We start from the raw sequence: 14,707 nt of genomic DNA on the forward strand, positions 1-14,707 counted from the left end.
ATGGCGCCGGACAAGGCAGCGACGGGTCGTCTGGCGATTGTCGCCGGAAGCGGTCTTTTGCCGCTCTACGTCGCCGAGGCGGCGCGACGGTCCGGTGAGGACCCCTTCATTCTGCGCCTGAAGGATGAGGCCGATCAGCAGTGGCAGGGTTTCGAGAACGCCGTTGTGGGCGTGGGCGATGTCGCCGGCCTTTCCGCACTTTTCCGTCGTCATGGGATCGGCCGTGTCGTGCTGTCCGGCGGCGTCAAGCGTCGGCCGGGCTTTCGTGAAATTCACGTCAACCTGAAGGCGCTGATGAAGTTGCCCATGGCGTTGAAAACGCTGCTTGCGGGCGGCGATGACGCAGTGCTCAAGATGGTGATTTCGCTGATCGAGGCCCAGGGATGCCATGTCATCGGCGTTCAGGACATAGCGCCCGATCTTCTTGCATCCACCGGTCCGCTGGGAGCGGTAGCGCCGACCGAAGACGATCTGCGTGACATTGCCAGGGGCGCCGAGGCAGCCGAAGCGCTCGGACGGCTCGACGTCGGACAGGGCGCCGTCACCGTCGGTGGACGTATCGTGGCGCTTGAAGGCGTCGAGGGAACCGATGCCATGCTCGGACGCGTTGCGCGGCTCAGGGGCGAAGGGCGGATTTCCCAACGTCGGAAAGGTGTGCTGGTCAAGCTGTGCAAGCCGCAGCAGGATCTTCGCGCCGACCTGCCGTCTATTGGCCGCTCGACCGTGGAGAATGCAAGGCGAGCGGGTCTTGCCGGCATCGCCGTCGAAGCCGGACGCGCGCTGGTGATCGAGCGCGAGGCGACGATCGCGGCCGCCAACGAGGCGGGTCTTTTTGTCATCGGCATTGATCGCGGCTTGCCGGGAGGCGTGATGTGAACGACCGTCCGCTGAAGATTGCCGTCATTGCCGGCGAAGTGTCCGGGGATCTTCTGGGGGCAGACCTGATCGCCGCCCTGAAGCTGCGTTACGGTGGGCGGGTCGAACTCATCGGCGTCGGTGGCGAGGCGCTGGAACGCGAGGGCTTGCACTCTCTCTTCGATTTCTCCGAGCTATCGGTGATGGGGATTTCCCAGGTGCTCGCGCGCCTGCCGCGATTTCTCTCGCTGATCCGTCGGACGGCGAGGGCCATCATCGAAGCCCGCCCCGACCTGCTGCTGATCGTGGACAGTCCCGACTTCACCCATCGCGTGGCGAAGAAGGTAAGGCAAGCTCTGCCGGACCTTCCGGTCGTGGATTATGTCTGCCCAAGCGTATGGGCATGGAAGGAATATCGCGCCAAGGCCATGCTCGATTATGTCGATGCGGTTCTGGCCGTTCTGCCTTTTGAGCCGGAGGTGATGCGGCGTCTCGGCGGTCCTGCCACCCATTTCGTGGGCCATCGTTTGACGACCAATGCAAGGCTGCTTGAGACTCGGGCTGCACGTGCGGGAAAGCTGCCGAAGCGGGCCGACGAACAGAAGACGATCCTGCTGCTTCCCGGTTCGCGCGGGGCTGAAATATCTGCGCTCCTGCCGATCTACGGGCAGGCGATGGTCGAATTCACCGAAAGGAACGGCCCCACGCGGTTTCTCTTGCCGACCGTCTCGCGTCAGGAGGCGCGTGTGCGCCAGATGATTGCCGATTGGGATCTGAGGCCCGAGATTCTGACCGGCGAGGACGCGAAATGGCAGGCCTTCGCTGAGGCGGATGCGGCAATTGCCGCATCCGGCACCGTGATCCTGGAACTGGCGCTTGCGACGGTGCCCATGGTGTCCACCTATAAGACCGATTGGCTGATGAAGCTCATCAGCCATCGCATCAAGATCTGGACGGGAGCGCTTCCCAACCTGATCGCCGACTATCCGATCGTGTCGGAATATCTGAACGACTACGTGCGACCCGGTAACCTTCTGCGCATGGCGGAAAGGCTTGCCGCCGATACGCTGGAGCGCCGCGCAATGCTGGCGGGTTTCGATCTCGTCTGGCAACGGCTGACGACGGAGCGACCGGCTGGTGACGAGGGCGCGCGGATCGTCCTCGATCTCTTGCGTGACAAGGGTGTTCTTCCCGGAAACGCCTGAGATATCTCCGTTCGAACCGATTGAGGACCTGCCGGCGGCTGACGTCTGCAGACCGGCAGGCCCCTCCGGACCGGAGACATGCGCACCGCCGGTCCGGAATCTGCGGATAGGTGGTTATTGTGTCCAGGACGCAAACGGGTCCGGCAGCTTGCTCCAAGCCGCCGGTGTAAAACCCTTGGCCGGTACGAGGCAGGCATCGAGTTCCGCCCGTATCCGGTGTTCGTCCATGGGGTCTGCGCCGATGAACACGATCTCCTGTCGGCGGTCGCCCCATTCCGGATCGAGATAGGGCGTCATGGCACGCTTGAAGCCCGGATCATCAGGCCAGCGTTCGCGCGGCACCGAAGCCCACCACAGACCCATGCGACCGGTCCGGACCAGGGCACCGGCCTGGCTGATCGCGCCGACATGATGCGGTCTCGTAGCCAGCCAGAAGAAACCCTTGGCGCGGATGACGCCCGGCCAGGCCCGGTCGATGAACGCCTGAAATTTCACCGGATCGAGCGGCTGGCGCGCCTTGTAGACGAAGGAGCGGATGCCGTATTCCTCCGTTTCCGGCACATGTCCCTTGAACCCGTTCAGTTCCTTGAACCAGAGAGGATGTGTCTCCGCCTTGTCGATGTCGAAGAGGCCGGTTCCGAGGATGTCGCGCGGTGCGACCACGCCGAAATCGGTTTCGATCACCCTGGCATCCGGGTTGAGGCCGGCAACGATCTTGAGCGCGGCGTCGCGCTGTTCCGGCGTCGCGGTGCCGATCTTGTTCAGCACGATGACGTCGGCGAACTCGATCTGTTCGACCAGCAGATCGACAAGGACGCGATTGTCGCCGGTGCCCGCGGTTTCACCACGGTCCGCAAGAAAATCGGAGGAGGAATAGTCGTTCAGCAGGTTTGCTGCGTCGACAACCGTCACCATGGTGTCGAGCCTTGCGATATCGGACAGGCTGCGCCCGTCGTCATCACGGAAATCGAAGGTCGTGGCGATCGGAAGCGGCTCCGCGATGCCGGTCGCTTCGATCAGCAGGTAATCGAAGCGGCCCTGCATCGCGAGATCCCGCACCTCGCGCAGCAGGTCATCGCGCAGCGTGCAACAGATGCAGCCATTGGTCATCTCGACCAGTTGTTCTTCCGTCCGGGAAAGTGCTGCATCTCCGTCACGCACCAGTGCCGCGTCGATATTCACCTCGCTCATGTCGTTGACGATCACCGCGACGCGAAGCCCGCTTCGATTGGAAAGAACGTGGTTGAGCACGGTCGTCTTGCCCGCTCCAAGGAAGCCGGAGAGAACCGTGACGGGCAATTTGTCCATGTGACAAACTCCATTATGTAATGTTATTACATGCGAGGTCCTAAAAAAGGCGGACCTGCGTCCGCCTTCCGTGGGGCCGCGTTCTACTGGGAAAGGCAGTCTGCCAGAGACTTTGCCATGCCGCGCAGCAGCGTCGGGTAAAGTTCGGGGCCTTCCGGGATAGCTCCGCCCTCGGGGTCCAGCGTCCCGCTCTTTGCGTCGGTTCCCTCGGTAACGACCTTAATCAGCTTCGGTTCGAACTGGGGTTCGGCGAAGACGCAGACAGCGCCGAGTTCCTTGACCTTGGCATGAATCTGGGAGACGCGCTCTGCCCCGGGCATCGTTTCCGGGCTGACGGTAATCGAGCCAGCGACCCGTACATGGTAGCGGTGCTCGAAATACTGATAGGCGTCGTGAAAGACGATGAAGGGCCTGTCGACAACCGGACCGACGGTTTCCGCGATTTCCTTGTCCAGCGCGGTGAGTTCGTCATCCAGCGCCTCGGCATTCGCCTTGTAGCGGGCGGCATTGGCCGGATCGGCCTCGATCAGCGTGGCTTCTATCGCGCCGGCCATCGCCTTGGCATTCATGGGATCGAGCCAGAGATGCATGTCGGTGCCGCCATGCTCGTCATGATGATGTTCATCGGCGTTTTCGGCTTCTGCTCCGTGATCGTCGTGGTGCTCGCCCTCGGCATGCTCGTCGTGTTCGTGTTCGCCATGATCGTGAGCTTCGAACGCGCCACCTTCCCGGAAGGGAAGCTTGGTGATGCCGGGGGCGTCCTCGAGTTCGACGACCTTTGCCTTGCCGGCCAACGCATCGAGCGGCTTTTCAAGAAAGGCCTCAAGCCCGGGGCCGACCCAGAAGACGACATCGGCATGTTCCAGTGCGCGGGCATTGGAGGGCTTCATGTTGTAGGTATGGGGCGATGCTGCGCCCTCGACGATCAGGCCCGGCTCCGCCACGCCTTTCATGATGGCCGCCACCAGCGAGTGGATCGGCTTGATCGAAACGACGACTTCCGGCGGCGCGGCAAAGGCGAACGTAGGCAGGAAAAGCAGGGCGGCCGTGGTGGTAAAAAGACCGGCGCGGGACTTGAGCATGGGGGTGTCTCCATCTTGAATGTGTAATGTAATATTATTACATTCATTGCGTAACGCTATAACGTGTGGCATAGCATCGCGCAACAACAAATTTTCGGGGTCACGATGTCCCAGCCAGAAACAGAGAACGATCAGCCGCTCGTCCTGCTCCAGGATGCCGGCATAAGGAGAAACGGACGCTGGCTTGTGCGTGGGGTCGAATTTTCCGTGCGGCGTGGAGAGATCGTTACGCTGATCGGACCGAACGGCTCGGGAAAGTCCACCAGCGCCAAGATGGCGATCGGTGTTTTGAAGCCGGACGAGGGCAGGGTGGAAAGAAAGCCCGGCCTTCGCGTCGGTTATGTACCGCAGAAGCTGGCTGTCGACTGGACCATGCCGCTCACCGTCAGGCGTCTGATGAGCCTCACCGGCCCCCTGTCGGAGACCGAGATATCGGCGGCTCTCGAGGCGGTGGGCATTGCCCATCTGGCCTCGGCGGAGGTGCAGCATCTATCGGGCGGTGAATTCCAGCGTGCCTTGCTTGCCCGCGCCATCGCCCGCAAGCCAAACCTGCTGGTGCTGGACGAACCTGTGCAGGGTGTGGACTTCTCCGGCGAAATTGCTCTTTACGATCTCATCACCTCGATCCGCAATTCGACCGGCTGCGGCATTCTGCTGATTTCTCATGACCTCCACGTCGTCATGGCCGAAACCGATACCGTCATCTGCCTCAACGGTCATGTCTGCTGTCGCGGAACGCCGGCAGCCGTCAGCCAGAGCCCGGAATACATGCGACTCTTCGGCGCCAATGCCGGCCGCACGCTCGCGGTTTACAGCCACGATCACGACCATACCCATCTACCGGACGGTCGTGTACTGCACAGCGACGGCACGGTCACCGAACATTGCCACCCCGGCGACGGCCACCATCACCATCATGACGAGGATCACCATCATCATGACCATGGCCACCATGAACATCGCCATGAGGACCACGCCCACACCCACGCGCATGACGAGAGCCGTCACGAGGCGGCAGGCCACGGAGCTCTTTTGACGGCAGCAGACAAGGACAGGGAGAGCAAGCATGTTCGATGATTTCTTCGTCCGTGCCCTGCTGGCGGGCATCGGGCTCGCTCTGACCACCGGTCCGCTCGGCTGCTTCGTCATCTGGCGCCGGATGGCCTATTTCGGCGACACCATGGCCCACTCGGCGCTTCTCGGTGTTGCTCTTTCCCTGCTGTTGTCGCTCAATCTGATGGTGAGCGTCTTCGTTGTCGCGTCGATGGTGTCGCTTCTGCTCCTGCTCCTGCAGCGCCGGCAGGCTCTTTCCGCCGATGCCCTTCTCGGAATCCTAAGCCATGCCACATTGGCGATCGGCCTCGTGATGGTAGCCTTCATGACCTGGGTGCGGATCGATCTGGTGGCCTTCCTGTTTGGCGATATTCTCGCGGTTAACCTGACGGATATCGTGGTCGTCTGGGTCGGCGGTCTGCTGGTTCTGGCCATGATCGCCTGGCTCTGGCGTCCGTTGCTCGCCGCCACCGTCAATGCTGAGCTGGCCGAAGCCGAGGGACTGCAGCCCGAACGGGCGCGCCTCGCCTTCATGCTGCTGATGGCGCTGGTGATCGCCATTGCGATGAAGATCGTCGGCATCATGCTGATTACGTCGCTGTTGATTATTCCGGCCGCTACCGCGCGTCGCTTCGCGACCACGCCGGAGGCCATGGCGGTCTTCGCCTCCCTGATCGGAGCTGTTGCCGTCGTCTTCGGCCTCTTCGGGTCGTTGACCTATGATACGCCCTCCGGTCCTTCGATCGTCGTGGCGGCTCTTGTACTCTTTCTCTTGAGTCTTCTGCCCCGGCCCGGCCGGGAGGGCGCAGAGGCAAACAGGTAGGGATCGGAACCATGACAACGCCACAACTGACGAAGAACCAATCGCTCGTTTTCGACGCGCTGACGGAATCGGTTGGACCGCTGTCAGCCTATGGAATTCTCGACCGCCTCCGCGACCATGGCTTCCGGGCCCCGCTGCAGGTCTACCGTGCCCTCGACAAGCTTGTCGAACTCGGTCTGGTACACCGCCTGGAGAGCATAAATTCCTTCGTCGTCTGCGCCCATCCGCAGCAGGATTGCTGCCATCACGGAACGGTCGCCTTCGCCATCTGCAACAAATGCGGACAGGTGAGTGAATTCCACGACCACGCCATCGATCATCGCTTGGCCGACTGGGCCAAGGGCCAGCGCTTCAAAGCTGAAAAGACGACAATTGAAATCCGCGGGCTGTGCAGCGAATGCGCCTGATCCCCGGGCTTTCAGCCGACATTAGATTGGCTTGAGGTCGCGGGCGAAGCGCTGCCAGTTGCGGACATAGTTTTCGGCCGAAAGCGCAAGCCTCGCTGCCGAGGCGTCGTCCAGCGTTCTGACGACCCGCGCGGGCGAGCCGACGATCAGCGAGTTGTCGGGGAACTCCTTGTTCTCGGTAATCAGCGCGTTGGCGCCGACGAGACAGTTATTGCCGATCTTTGCGCCGTTCAAAACGGTAGCGCCCATGCCGATCAGGGAGTTGTCGCCGATCGTGCAGCCATGGATGATGGCGTGGTGTCCGATCGTGCAGCCCTTGCCGATCGTCACGGGAAAGTGCGGGTCCGTATGGATCATCACGCCCTCCTGGATATTCGTGCGCTCACCGACGACGATCGGTTCGTTATCGCCTCTCAGCACGGCGCCGAACCAGATGCCGACATCCTCGCCGAGATCGACCTGCCCGATCACATGGGCGTCGGGAGCGATCCAGAAACGGCCCTCCGCAGGTGTCTTCGGGGAGAGGTTTCCGAGCGAATAAAGAGGCATGAAATCCAACCCGTCTGCCGATTGTCTTCAGCGCAGGCGCAGGAGAACGGGGAAGCGTCCCGCTTGCGAAGAAACGTGCAGGTGGATATTGGCTTCCGGCTGCGAATAGCGCCAGGCGCGCGCGCCGTGGCAGAGCAGCAGGCCGATCAGATCCTTGGTTCTGGAGCGTTTCCTGCTGAGTCCGATATCCGCCAGCCGGAATGCCGCTTCGTGCAAAGGATGCAGGCTGTAGTGCCCACCGCGGCTTTCATTGTCCTGGCCCGCCGCGAATTCGAAGTGATTTTCGTTCGATGCCATGTTCGTTACCTCGTACGCGATAAAAATCGAGGCTGGAAGCCGACCGTTACTGCATTGCAGCCCAGCAGCCGATACCCACCTTTTTCAAGCTCTTGCATGCGTTGACAGCTGTCTTCTGGTCGTCGAAGCCACCGAAGCGGGCACGGTAAAGCTGTTCCGAACCGCTATTGTAGGCGACGGTGAAAGGGGTGGCGGAACGCAATACCTTGCCGCCTTTATCCTGCGCCTTGCGCAGGAGTGACATGGCCTGTTCCCGATCCGGCGAAGTGCCGATCTGGATGACCCAACCGGACGAAGGCTGGGTGGAAGCCGTTGTGGTCTGATCGACGGCTACCGGCTTGGCGGCGGCCTGTGCGACGGATTCTTCTTCCACGGGCGTTTGCGGAGCCGCCGAGGCCTGCACATCCGGCATATAGGCCGGCGCGGGCTGCGGCACGGGAACGCTGGCGGAAAGCGGTCGCTCGGGAGCGCCGGTGGCGGCCTTCAACGCGGCAGCAGCGCCGTTATCGTTTGCCGGGGCGGCATAGGCCGAGGCGACCGCCCCGTTCTTGTAGCGGGCGTCAGGAAGCGGGCCTTCCGAGGGAAGGCGTGGTGCATTGGCGATGACGGCGGGCTCTTCGACGGCTGCGAGGGCGCTGGACGGCGCAACGGACGTGTTGACCTTGGCAATCAGGTCGCCGCCACCCGAACGAGACGCTTTCGGCATGTAGCGAAGAACGAGTTGTTTCATCGTTTCGTTGCGCTTTGCGCCGGAGGACGACCCCATCACGACCCCGACGATGGAACGTCCATCCGCCTGGGCGGAGGTTACGAGATTGTAGCCGGCAGCGCGTGTGTAGCCGGTCTTGATACCATCCACGCCGCGAACGACACCGAGCAGCCGATTGTGATTGCCGATCGTCTGCTTACCGAATTTGAAGCTGCGGGTGGAAAAATATCCGTAATACTGCGGAAAATGCTGACGAAGCGCGATGCCCAGGCGAGCCTGATCGCGAGCGGTCGTCATCTGCGCCGTATTCGGCAGGCCGTTGGCATTGCGGTAGGTGGTCTTGGTCATGCCGAGGCTGCGGGCCTTGGCGGTCATCATCTGGGCGAAACGGCTTTCCGACCCGCCGAGATATTCACCAAGCGCCGTGGCCATGTCGTTTGCCGAACGGGTTACGAGAGCGAGGATGGCCTGCTCGACGGTGACCGAACGGCCAGCGCCGACGCCGAGTTTGGAGGGAGGCTCTGCCGCAGCATTGGCCGATACCGGCACCTTGCTATTGAGACTGATGCGTCCCGCCTCGAGGGCTTCGAACGTCAGGTAAAGCGTCATCATCTTGGTGAGGGAAGCCGGATACCGAAGGCTGTCGGCATCTTCGCTGTAGAGCACCTTCCCGGTATTGGCGTCGACAACGATGCCGGCATATTTGGGCGCGGCGTTCGCCGGCTCGACATTCACACCAACTGCCGCCGCGAAAATCAGAGCCGCCGCCGCCAGCTTCTGCATCTTTTGCGCGAGGTTGAGACTTCCCATTCTATTCTGCACCGCAAGAACTCTTCACATGCTGATCATTTCGGATCCGGGCTCGCCCCCACGTGCCCAATTTCGGGAAGTCTACGGCCCCAGCCTTACCAAGAGGTTTATAATGAATCATTGGTTGCCGAATCCGGTCGCATTTTATGGGAGGGGATGTGTCGTCGGGTTTCCGAGCCGCGCCTCGACAAACTGGCGAATGGCGGAGTCCATCGCTTGCCAGTCCCGAAGCATGAGGCTGGAAAACCGATAGAGAACCGTCAGATCCCTGCCCACGTGAATGTCGCGCTGGCAGTCGCCGCTGGTTGCAAGCGCGGGTTCGCTCGGAAGCATGCAACGGACCGCATAGCCTGTGCCGTCGGGAAGGTTGGCGGTCAACAGAACCTCGTTGTCGTAGCCCGTGCCGTGGCGGAACCTGTGGAGCGTCAGACCGGCGGGGCCTTGCTGGGCCGGGCCTTCGAACAGAAGGCTGTAGATCGGTTCGATCCGGCCCGACATGTCCCGTGACATGGTGCTTTGCGACAGTTGCAGGAATAACAGTGTGTTACTGCTGTTGATGTCGTCAAAACGACGCCTGAGCTCCCGGCTGTAGCCGGTCATTTCGGGCCACAGCAGATGGAGGTCGAGGCGTTCGCTCTCGCCCTCCCGGCGTTGCTCGGCAAAACGGATGGTGTTGGCCTCGATCTGCAATTCATCCTGGCCGATGCCGATCGAAAGTCTGGATGTGCTATCGCTATGTCCGGCCAGCGCGATTTCCTCGCCGAGAGTTCGGCCAAAAACGTGAATCGCCAACGAGAGCGCGGCAAGCAGCGCGATCACTGACGTCGCAATCAGCAAAAAGCGATTCGAAATAAGCGGGCCATGGCCATGCGCATCGTCAGTCATATCGGCCATGCCCACCCCCTCGTTCGCTGCCGGCAGCGTTCCCGTCCCGTCGCCTCCGGCTCCCGGAGGGCAATTTCGGAATCCGTCGGTACTTCGGAGCTTCAAAGGTCGGAGAAGATGGTTAATCTGGCGTAAAGATGCGATGTTCCCGCTGCGGGAACGCCAGGCCTTTCCCGAAGAAAGTGAGCCGGTCCCGAATGAACGGGACCGGCTCGTTGGCTCCGGTCGGGGACGGGGTATGCGGGGGACAGACCGGGCCAGTAGCTTTGTCGAGGCGTTTCCAGGTGGCGGGGATCAGTTGGTTCCGACGCTGCCGACCGCAGGAGCGCGACCATCCTGGAGTTTGACCCAGCGGCCAGGATCATCCGTGGATTGCCGCTTGAGGTAGGTATACTCCGTGTCTGACCACAGCAGCACCTTGTTGCGCATGTTGTCGAGAATGAAGTCACCGTGGTCGGTGCGCACCGTGAGAACTGCGTGACCTTCGCCATTCGGCTGCAATACCACGGTGATCAGCAGGTCCGATGGCGAGAACCCCTTCTCCATCAGAAGCTTGCGCTTGAGGAGTACGAAATCCTCGCAATCGCCGACGGTGCGGGGATAGCTCCAGCGCTCCTCAACGCCGTAGATCTCCTGGTCCGTCATCGGCGTGATCGAACTGTTGACGGTATAGTTTACGTCGAGCAGGACTTTCCACCTGTCTTCGGTCAGCAGGGCAGGGCCGGCATCGCCGTCGACGGAGCGGCACTCGCTCGCATAAGACTTGCAGAATTCGTAATGGCCGATCGGCGGGTTCGCTTTCCCGACGATCTTCATGCTGGCAGGTACCGCGGCTGCGGGCGCAACAAGCGCTACGAGCAGCGCTGCGGTCAAGAGTCCAATCCCCAGAGTTTTCTTTTTTGTCATTGGTTGTCTCCCTGTGATGGAGCCAACATGACACGTATATTTTGATCTCTCGCAAAATGTCGAAGTAAAATACGAGGATGAATAGATTTAAACTTGCCTACAATGAGAATAAAACAAGTATAAAATAAAGATAAAACTCGATGAGTATTTTAGTAAAAATCTCGTCGAATTTTACCTTTTACAGGGGCGCGCTGCCATCCCGTCAAGAAGCGTTTGTGAGATAAAATATTGAAATATAAAAAGAAATATTCGATTTTCGATTCTTGTCTGAGGCGGGTGGCCAATGTCTTCGTTTTCCCGCCGCACTCGATTGGCTCGCAGGGTTGCGGCACGGGCGCAGGATCGGGAACGGCCAAACGTGACGGCGCAGGAGTTCAGCGTTTCAAATCGCTGTCGAAAAATTTCAAGAGGGAATTTATGGGGTCGCGTTTTCGCGTCCGATATCGATGGGCATGTGTCCGCTCCGACGGCATACGCGCCGTCGCGCGGTTAGCGATGAACGCAATCGTTCAAAGAAATTCGGTGAGGGCTTCGCGGGATTGCAGCGACAGGAACTCGATGGCGACGCCTTCGAGGAAATGGCGAACGATTCGGCCGCGCATGTTGCCGAGCTGGACGGCGGTGCCGATCGGCGGGCGAATATCGATGTCGATCGCCGCGCCGGACAGCGAGAGGTCCATCAGGCGGCAGGGGTAGCGGCGACCGTCCTCCAGCATGAGTTCTGCCACCGTGTTGCGCGGTGTCAGTCGGTCGTGGCGGCGGTCTTCCGGCAGGCCGAGTTCGTGCTTGTTGGCGATCCAGGTCAACTGGGCGGCAAGTTTCTCGCGCTTGCGACCCGTCGCGACGATGGACATGACGAAGCCGTCCTCGGTCAGTTTGGTGACGGTGCCTTCGATGCGTCCGAGGTGATCTATATAGGCAATGACCCGCTCATTTGCACGCGGTCTGCCGGCGCAGGCGAAGTTGACGTCGCCCGGGGACATGTCGATGACCTTGCAGACGTATTCCTCGTAATTGGCAAGCATCAGGCGTCCCTGCAGGTTCACCGCGACGCGCTGGAAGGCGCGCTGCTGTGCAGGGGGAGCCATGTTGCTGTTCTGCGTTGCCTGAAAGGAATACATGGATGAATGGTCTGAAATATTTCGCGACGATTAAATGCTTAGCGGCAAGCTGTTAACATAACGTTTTTTGATGATGCCGGCGGCGTTCTAAATTGGCCTGCATCTCCCGCGATTAAGGTTAATACTTCCTTTTCGTTGCGCGGCGCCGTGAGCTGTGGCAAATGGCTTACACGACGTTTCGAAGCAATATGCTTCAGCACCAACTGTCGGGTAGGGGTAGACCCTGGGGGACCCGAACAGCCGTCCGGTTCAGGCCGGACGGCTTTTTTTTGTCCATGCGCTGCGCTATGGCTCTCTGGTTTGGTGGATCTGAAGTTCGCCAGCTTGCAGAGGTGGAACCAGATGGACGAACGGACGCCGCAATCCGGAGAAGATCGAGACCCGACGGAAGCCGCCGGGGAACGGCGGCGGGAGCCTGTTTTCAACCTGCCGGCGGGAATTCTCGCCTTGTTGGCGCTGTTGGGGGCAATCTACTTCGTCCAGTCGGTTTTGTTGACGCCGGATATGGTGGACTGGATGACGGTCGAATTCGGTTTCACGCCGTTACGCTATGTCTATCCACTGTCCCAGCAGGGATATGAATGGCTCTGGACGCCCGTGACCTATTCGCTGCTCCATGGCGGTCTTGAGCATCTGGCGTTCAACGGCCTCTGGCTTGCGGCTTTCGGTACTCCGGTCCTGCGTCGCATCGGCCTGCCGCGATTCCTGATGCTGTGGGCCGTCTCCTCGGCCGCCGGTGCGGCCTTTCATGCCGCCTTCAACTGGGGCCAGCCGACCTTCCTGATCGGCGCCTCGGGAGCGGTCTCCGCTTTCATGGGGGCCGCCTGCCGATTCGCTTTCGGCGGCCGTGCTCGGGAGGCGGCCTCGCATCTGGGATATAATCCGCCGCGCCTGACGATCGTCGACGCCTTGAGGCAGAAAACGGTACGGGTCTTCATCCTGGTCTGGTTCGTCGGCAATCTCGTGATCGCGTTCGGTGTGCCGCTTTTCGGCGATATTGGCGCCGCCGTTGCATGGGATGCACATATCGGCGGCTTTCTTCTCGGTTTCCTGTGCTTCGGATTATTCGACCCCGTTTCCGACCCTCGACGGCGCGCGTGAGGTGAAGTTCCTCGCATATTGCAATCTCCTTGATTAACAGGCACCATTTCTCCAATCGGAACCGCAGGGAGTGTGCGGAGTTCGACCAGGACGCAATGACTGCGAAGGAGGAGAGCATGTCCGTATCCGTCAGGAGCATACTTGAGGTAAAGGGCCGCGATGTCGTGACCATCGGCCCGAACATGACTTTGGCCGAAGCTGCCCGCGTGCTTGAGGAAAACAAGATCGGCGCCGTCGTGGTCGTCGGCATGGAAGGCCGCATCGTCGGCATCTTCACGGAGCGCGACGTGGTGCGCGCCATCGCACGTTCTGCCGGCGAGGCGCTGACCAAACCGGTCTCGTCTGTGATGACCTCGAACGTTCATCGCTGCAACGAGCAGACGACCGTCAATGAACTGATGGAAATGATGTCGAGCCATCGTTTCCGCCACGTTCCTGTCGAGGAACAGGGCAGGCTCTGCGGCATCGTTTCGATCGGCGACGTCGTGAAATCGCGTATCCGGGAAGTCGAGCTGGAGGCCGAACAGATCAAGGCCTACATCGCCGGCTGAGGCAACCGGGCCAGGTGGCCGGCCGAAAGACAAATCGGCCGGCACGCGCCGTCAGCGGGTGAAGGTGTCCTGCAACCGCTTCAATTCGTTGATGCGCGATTTGGTTTCCTCATAGCCGCGCTCGATCGCCTCGCCGGCCCGATGGAACTCTGAGAGGCCGATATCGTTCAGCCGCGGGTGAAGCGCCAGATCCGGGGGATCGCCGGCGAGCCTTGCGCGCGAGATACGATCCTGGATGATGTTGAAGGCCTGGACCATCACGCCGGTCAGGCCGATCCGGTGATGATGTTTTGGCAGATCGGAGGCCTCGCCGACCTCGCTTGCCCGGTGCTTGACCACGGCTGAGCGACCGAACACGTCATAATGCAGGTTGGCCGCCACCACCAGCGGCTGTTCGTAGGCGCGGCAGACGGAGACGGGTACGGGATTGACCAGCGCGCCATCGATCAGAGTGCGGTTGTTGCAGTTGACGGGTTCGAAAATGCCCGGAAGCGCATAGGATGCCCTGAGCGCCGTGATGAGGTGGCCGCTTTCGATCCAGACCTCGTGACCGCTGTTGAGTTCGGCGGCGACCGCGACGAACGGCTTGGGCAGGTCTTCGATCATCAGGCCCTGCAGGTGCTCCTGCATTCGCTTGGTGAGGCGCATGCCGCCGAGAAGCCCGCCGCCGCCAATGGTGAGGTCGAGAAGGGAGGCGATCCGGCGCATGGTCAGCGAGCGGGCGAAGGCCTCGAGTTCGTCGAGTTTTCCAGCAAGATAGCAGCCCCCGACAAGCGCGCCGATCGATGTGCCGGCAATCATGCCGACTTCGATTTCAGCTTCGTCCAGGGCCCGGAGAACGCCGATATGTGCCCAGCCGCGTGCAGCCCCACCGCCAAGTGCCAGAGCAATTCTGGTCTTCTTCGGTTTCTCCGGCTCGAGGATCGGCGGTGTAATCGCAGTCGTGCCTCCGCCCAGGGCGGCACGTGCCGACGCATTACCCTTCAAATTCCAGTTCAGCATCTCCGCATATCCTCACGGCTGAACAACTCCCAATGCCCCATTA

General features: G+C 60.9%; 16 protein-coding genes. 7 read left to right on the top strand and 9 right to left on the bottom strand.

Annotation, left to right across the window (positions count from 1 at the left end; genetic code table 11):
- Both J5N58_RS07585 and lpxB read left to right on the top strand, forming a co-directional pair.
- Positions 1-876 carry an LpxI family protein gene (locus J5N58_RS07585; protein ID WP_112830135.1) on the top strand — a complete coding sequence of 292 codons (876 nt, stop codon included), beginning with the start codon at positions 1-3 and terminating at the stop codon, positions 874-876.
- Positions 873-2,060, top strand: coding sequence for a lipid-A-disaccharide synthase (gene lpxB / locus J5N58_RS07590; protein ID WP_112830134.1), 1,188 nt, complete (start codon positions 873-875; stop codon positions 2,058-2,060). Before J5N58_RS07585 ends, lpxB begins: the two co-directional genes overlap by 4 nt.
- 114 nt (positions 2,061-2,174) lie before the next feature.
- Here lpxB and J5N58_RS07595 read toward each other — a convergent pair whose 3' ends face one another.
- Both J5N58_RS07595 and znuA read right to left on the bottom strand, forming a co-directional pair.
- Positions 2,175-3,368 carry a GTP-binding protein gene (locus tag J5N58_RS07595; RefSeq protein ID WP_113442839.1) on the bottom strand — a complete coding sequence of 398 codons (1,194 nt, stop codon included), beginning with the start codon at positions 3,366-3,368 and terminating at the stop codon, positions 2,175-2,177.
- Between the two features lie 83 nt (positions 3,369-3,451).
- A complete protein-coding gene (gene znuA, locus J5N58_RS07600; RefSeq protein WP_112830132.1) occupies positions 3,452-4,450 on the bottom strand; it encodes a zinc ABC transporter substrate-binding protein ZnuA in 999 nt (332 codons plus the stop codon).
- A 105-nt stretch (positions 4,451-4,555) separates the two neighbouring features.
- On the opposite strand from znuA, the gene J5N58_RS07605 reads away from it, so the two are divergent.
- From J5N58_RS07605 to J5N58_RS07615, 3 genes are read left to right on the top strand one after another with little or no spacing between them, the layout of a single operon-like run.
- Positions 4,556-5,527: an ATP-binding cassette domain-containing protein gene (locus tag J5N58_RS07605; RefSeq protein WP_113442838.1), complete on the top strand. Its 972-nt coding sequence runs from the start codon at positions 4,556-4,558 to the stop codon at positions 5,525-5,527.
- Positions 5,517-6,326, top strand: coding sequence for a zinc ABC transporter permease subunit ZnuB (gene znuB, locus J5N58_RS07610; RefSeq protein WP_112830130.1), 810 nt, complete (start codon positions 5,517-5,519; stop codon positions 6,324-6,326). Before J5N58_RS07605 ends, znuB begins: the two co-directional genes overlap by 11 nt.
- Positions 6,327-6,337: 11 nt before the next feature.
- Positions 6,338-6,733 carry a Fur family transcriptional regulator gene (locus tag J5N58_RS07615; RefSeq protein WP_113339551.1) on the top strand — a complete coding sequence of 132 codons (396 nt, stop codon included), beginning with the start codon at positions 6,338-6,340 and terminating at the stop codon, positions 6,731-6,733.
- Between the two features lie 21 nt (positions 6,734-6,754).
- On the opposite strand, the gene J5N58_RS07620 is transcribed toward J5N58_RS07615, so the two are convergent.
- The 6 genes from J5N58_RS07620 to J5N58_RS07645 form a co-directional block, all read right to left on the bottom strand.
- Complete coding sequence (locus J5N58_RS07620) at positions 6,755-7,282, bottom strand: gamma carbonic anhydrase family protein (RefSeq protein WP_113442891.1); 528 nt, start codon at positions 7,280-7,282, stop codon at positions 6,755-6,757.
- Positions 7,283-7,309: 27 nt separating this feature from the next.
- Entirely contained in the window at positions 7,310-7,579 is a 270-nt protein-coding gene (locus J5N58_RS07625) for a hypothetical protein (RefSeq protein WP_112830127.1), read from the bottom strand.
- 46 nt (positions 7,580-7,625) lie between these two features.
- The gene (locus J5N58_RS07630; RefSeq protein WP_244710330.1) at positions 7,626-9,098 is read right to left on the bottom strand and encodes a D-alanyl-D-alanine carboxypeptidase; all 1,473 of its coding nucleotides are present in this window, start codon (positions 9,096-9,098) and stop codon (positions 7,626-7,628) included.
- Positions 9,099-9,242: 144 nt separating this feature from the next.
- On the bottom strand, positions 9,243-9,992 hold the full coding sequence (locus J5N58_RS07635) for a hypothetical protein (protein ID WP_112830125.1): 750 nt from the start codon (positions 9,990-9,992) through the stop codon (positions 9,243-9,245).
- A 285-nt stretch (positions 9,993-10,277) separates the two neighbouring features.
- Positions 10,278-10,889 (bottom strand): transglutaminase-like cysteine peptidase, encoded by a 612-nt coding sequence (locus J5N58_RS07640; protein WP_112830124.1) that lies wholly within the window; start codon positions 10,887-10,889, stop codon positions 10,278-10,280.
- A gap of 509 nt (positions 10,890-11,398) precedes the next feature.
- Positions 11,399-12,010, bottom strand: a complete 612-nt coding sequence (locus tag J5N58_RS07645) for a PilZ domain-containing protein (RefSeq protein ID WP_112830123.1) — start codon at positions 12,008-12,010, stop codon at positions 11,399-11,401.
- 342 nt (positions 12,011-12,352) lie between these two features.
- Here J5N58_RS07645 and J5N58_RS07650 point away from each other — a divergent pair, with 342 nt between their 5' ends.
- Together J5N58_RS07650 and J5N58_RS07655 are read left to right on the top strand one after the other, a co-directional pair.
- Positions 12,353-13,111, top strand: a complete 759-nt coding sequence (locus J5N58_RS07650; RefSeq protein WP_112830122.1) for a rhomboid family intramembrane serine protease — start codon at positions 12,353-12,355, stop codon at positions 13,109-13,111.
- Positions 13,112-13,227: 116 nt separating this feature from the next.
- The gene (locus J5N58_RS07655; RefSeq protein WP_113425761.1) at positions 13,228-13,662 is read left to right on the top strand and encodes a CBS domain-containing protein; all 435 of its coding nucleotides are present in this window, start codon (positions 13,228-13,230) and stop codon (positions 13,660-13,662) included.
- 51 nt (positions 13,663-13,713) lie between these two features.
- On the opposite strand, the gene J5N58_RS07660 is transcribed toward J5N58_RS07655, so the two are convergent.
- Positions 13,714-14,664 carry a patatin-like phospholipase family protein gene (locus tag J5N58_RS07660; RefSeq protein ID WP_112830120.1) on the bottom strand — a complete coding sequence of 317 codons (951 nt, stop codon included), beginning with the start codon at positions 14,662-14,664 and terminating at the stop codon, positions 13,714-13,716.
- Between the last annotated feature and the right edge of the window lie 43 nt (positions 14,665-14,707).

This window comes from Paenirhizobium cremeum (assembly GCF_022884085.1).
GTDB lineage: Bacteria > Pseudomonadota > Alphaproteobacteria > Rhizobiales > Rhizobiaceae > Allorhizobium > Allorhizobium cremeum.

Excerpts from the sequence above, each read along its gene's own strand:
- znuB (WP_112830130.1), top strand. The coding sequence starts at position 5,517 with ATGTTCGATGATTTCTTCGTCCGTGCCCTGCTGGCGGGCATCGGGCTC.
- znuA (WP_112830132.1), bottom strand. The coding sequence starts at position 4,450 with ATGCTCAAGTCCCGCGCCGGTCTTTTTACCACCACGGCCGCCCTGCTT.
- J5N58_RS07635 (WP_112830125.1), bottom strand. The coding sequence starts at position 9,992 with ATGGCCGATATGACTGACGATGCGCATGGCCATGGCCCGCTTATTTCG.
- J5N58_RS07650 (WP_112830122.1), top strand. The coding sequence starts at position 12,353 with ATGGACGAACGGACGCCGCAATCCGGAGAAGATCGAGACCCGACGGAA.
- J5N58_RS07645 (WP_112830123.1), bottom strand. The coding sequence starts at position 12,010 with ATGTATTCCTTTCAGGCAACGCAGAACAGCAACATGGCTCCCCCTGCA.
- J5N58_RS07585 (WP_112830135.1), top strand. The coding sequence starts at position 1 with ATGGCGCCGGACAAGGCAGCGACGGGTCGTCTGGCGATTGTCGCCGGA.
- J5N58_RS07595 (WP_113442839.1), bottom strand. The coding sequence starts at position 3,368 with ATGGACAAATTGCCCGTCACGGTTCTCTCCGGCTTCCTTGGAGCGGGC.
- J5N58_RS07615 (WP_113339551.1), top strand. The coding sequence starts at position 6,338 with ATGACAACGCCACAACTGACGAAGAACCAATCGCTCGTTTTCGACGCG.
- J5N58_RS07640 (WP_112830124.1), bottom strand. The coding sequence starts at position 10,889 with ATGACAAAAAAGAAAACTCTGGGGATTGGACTCTTGACCGCAGCGCTG.
- J5N58_RS07625 (WP_112830127.1), bottom strand. The coding sequence starts at position 7,579 with ATGGCATCGAACGAAAATCACTTCGAATTCGCGGCGGGCCAGGACAAT.
- J5N58_RS07620 (WP_113442891.1), bottom strand. The coding sequence starts at position 7,282 with ATGCCTCTTTATTCGCTCGGAAACCTCTCCCCGAAGACACCTGCGGAG.
- J5N58_RS07630 (WP_244710330.1), bottom strand. The coding sequence starts at position 9,098 with ATGGGAAGTCTCAACCTCGCGCAAAAGATGCAGAAGCTGGCGGCGGCG.
- J5N58_RS07655 (WP_113425761.1), top strand. The coding sequence starts at position 13,228 with ATGTCCGTATCCGTCAGGAGCATACTTGAGGTAAAGGGCCGCGATGTC.
- J5N58_RS07660 (WP_112830120.1), bottom strand. The coding sequence starts at position 14,664 with ATGCTGAACTGGAATTTGAAGGGTAATGCGTCGGCACGTGCCGCCCTG.
- J5N58_RS07605 (WP_113442838.1), top strand. The coding sequence starts at position 4,556 with ATGTCCCAGCCAGAAACAGAGAACGATCAGCCGCTCGTCCTGCTCCAG.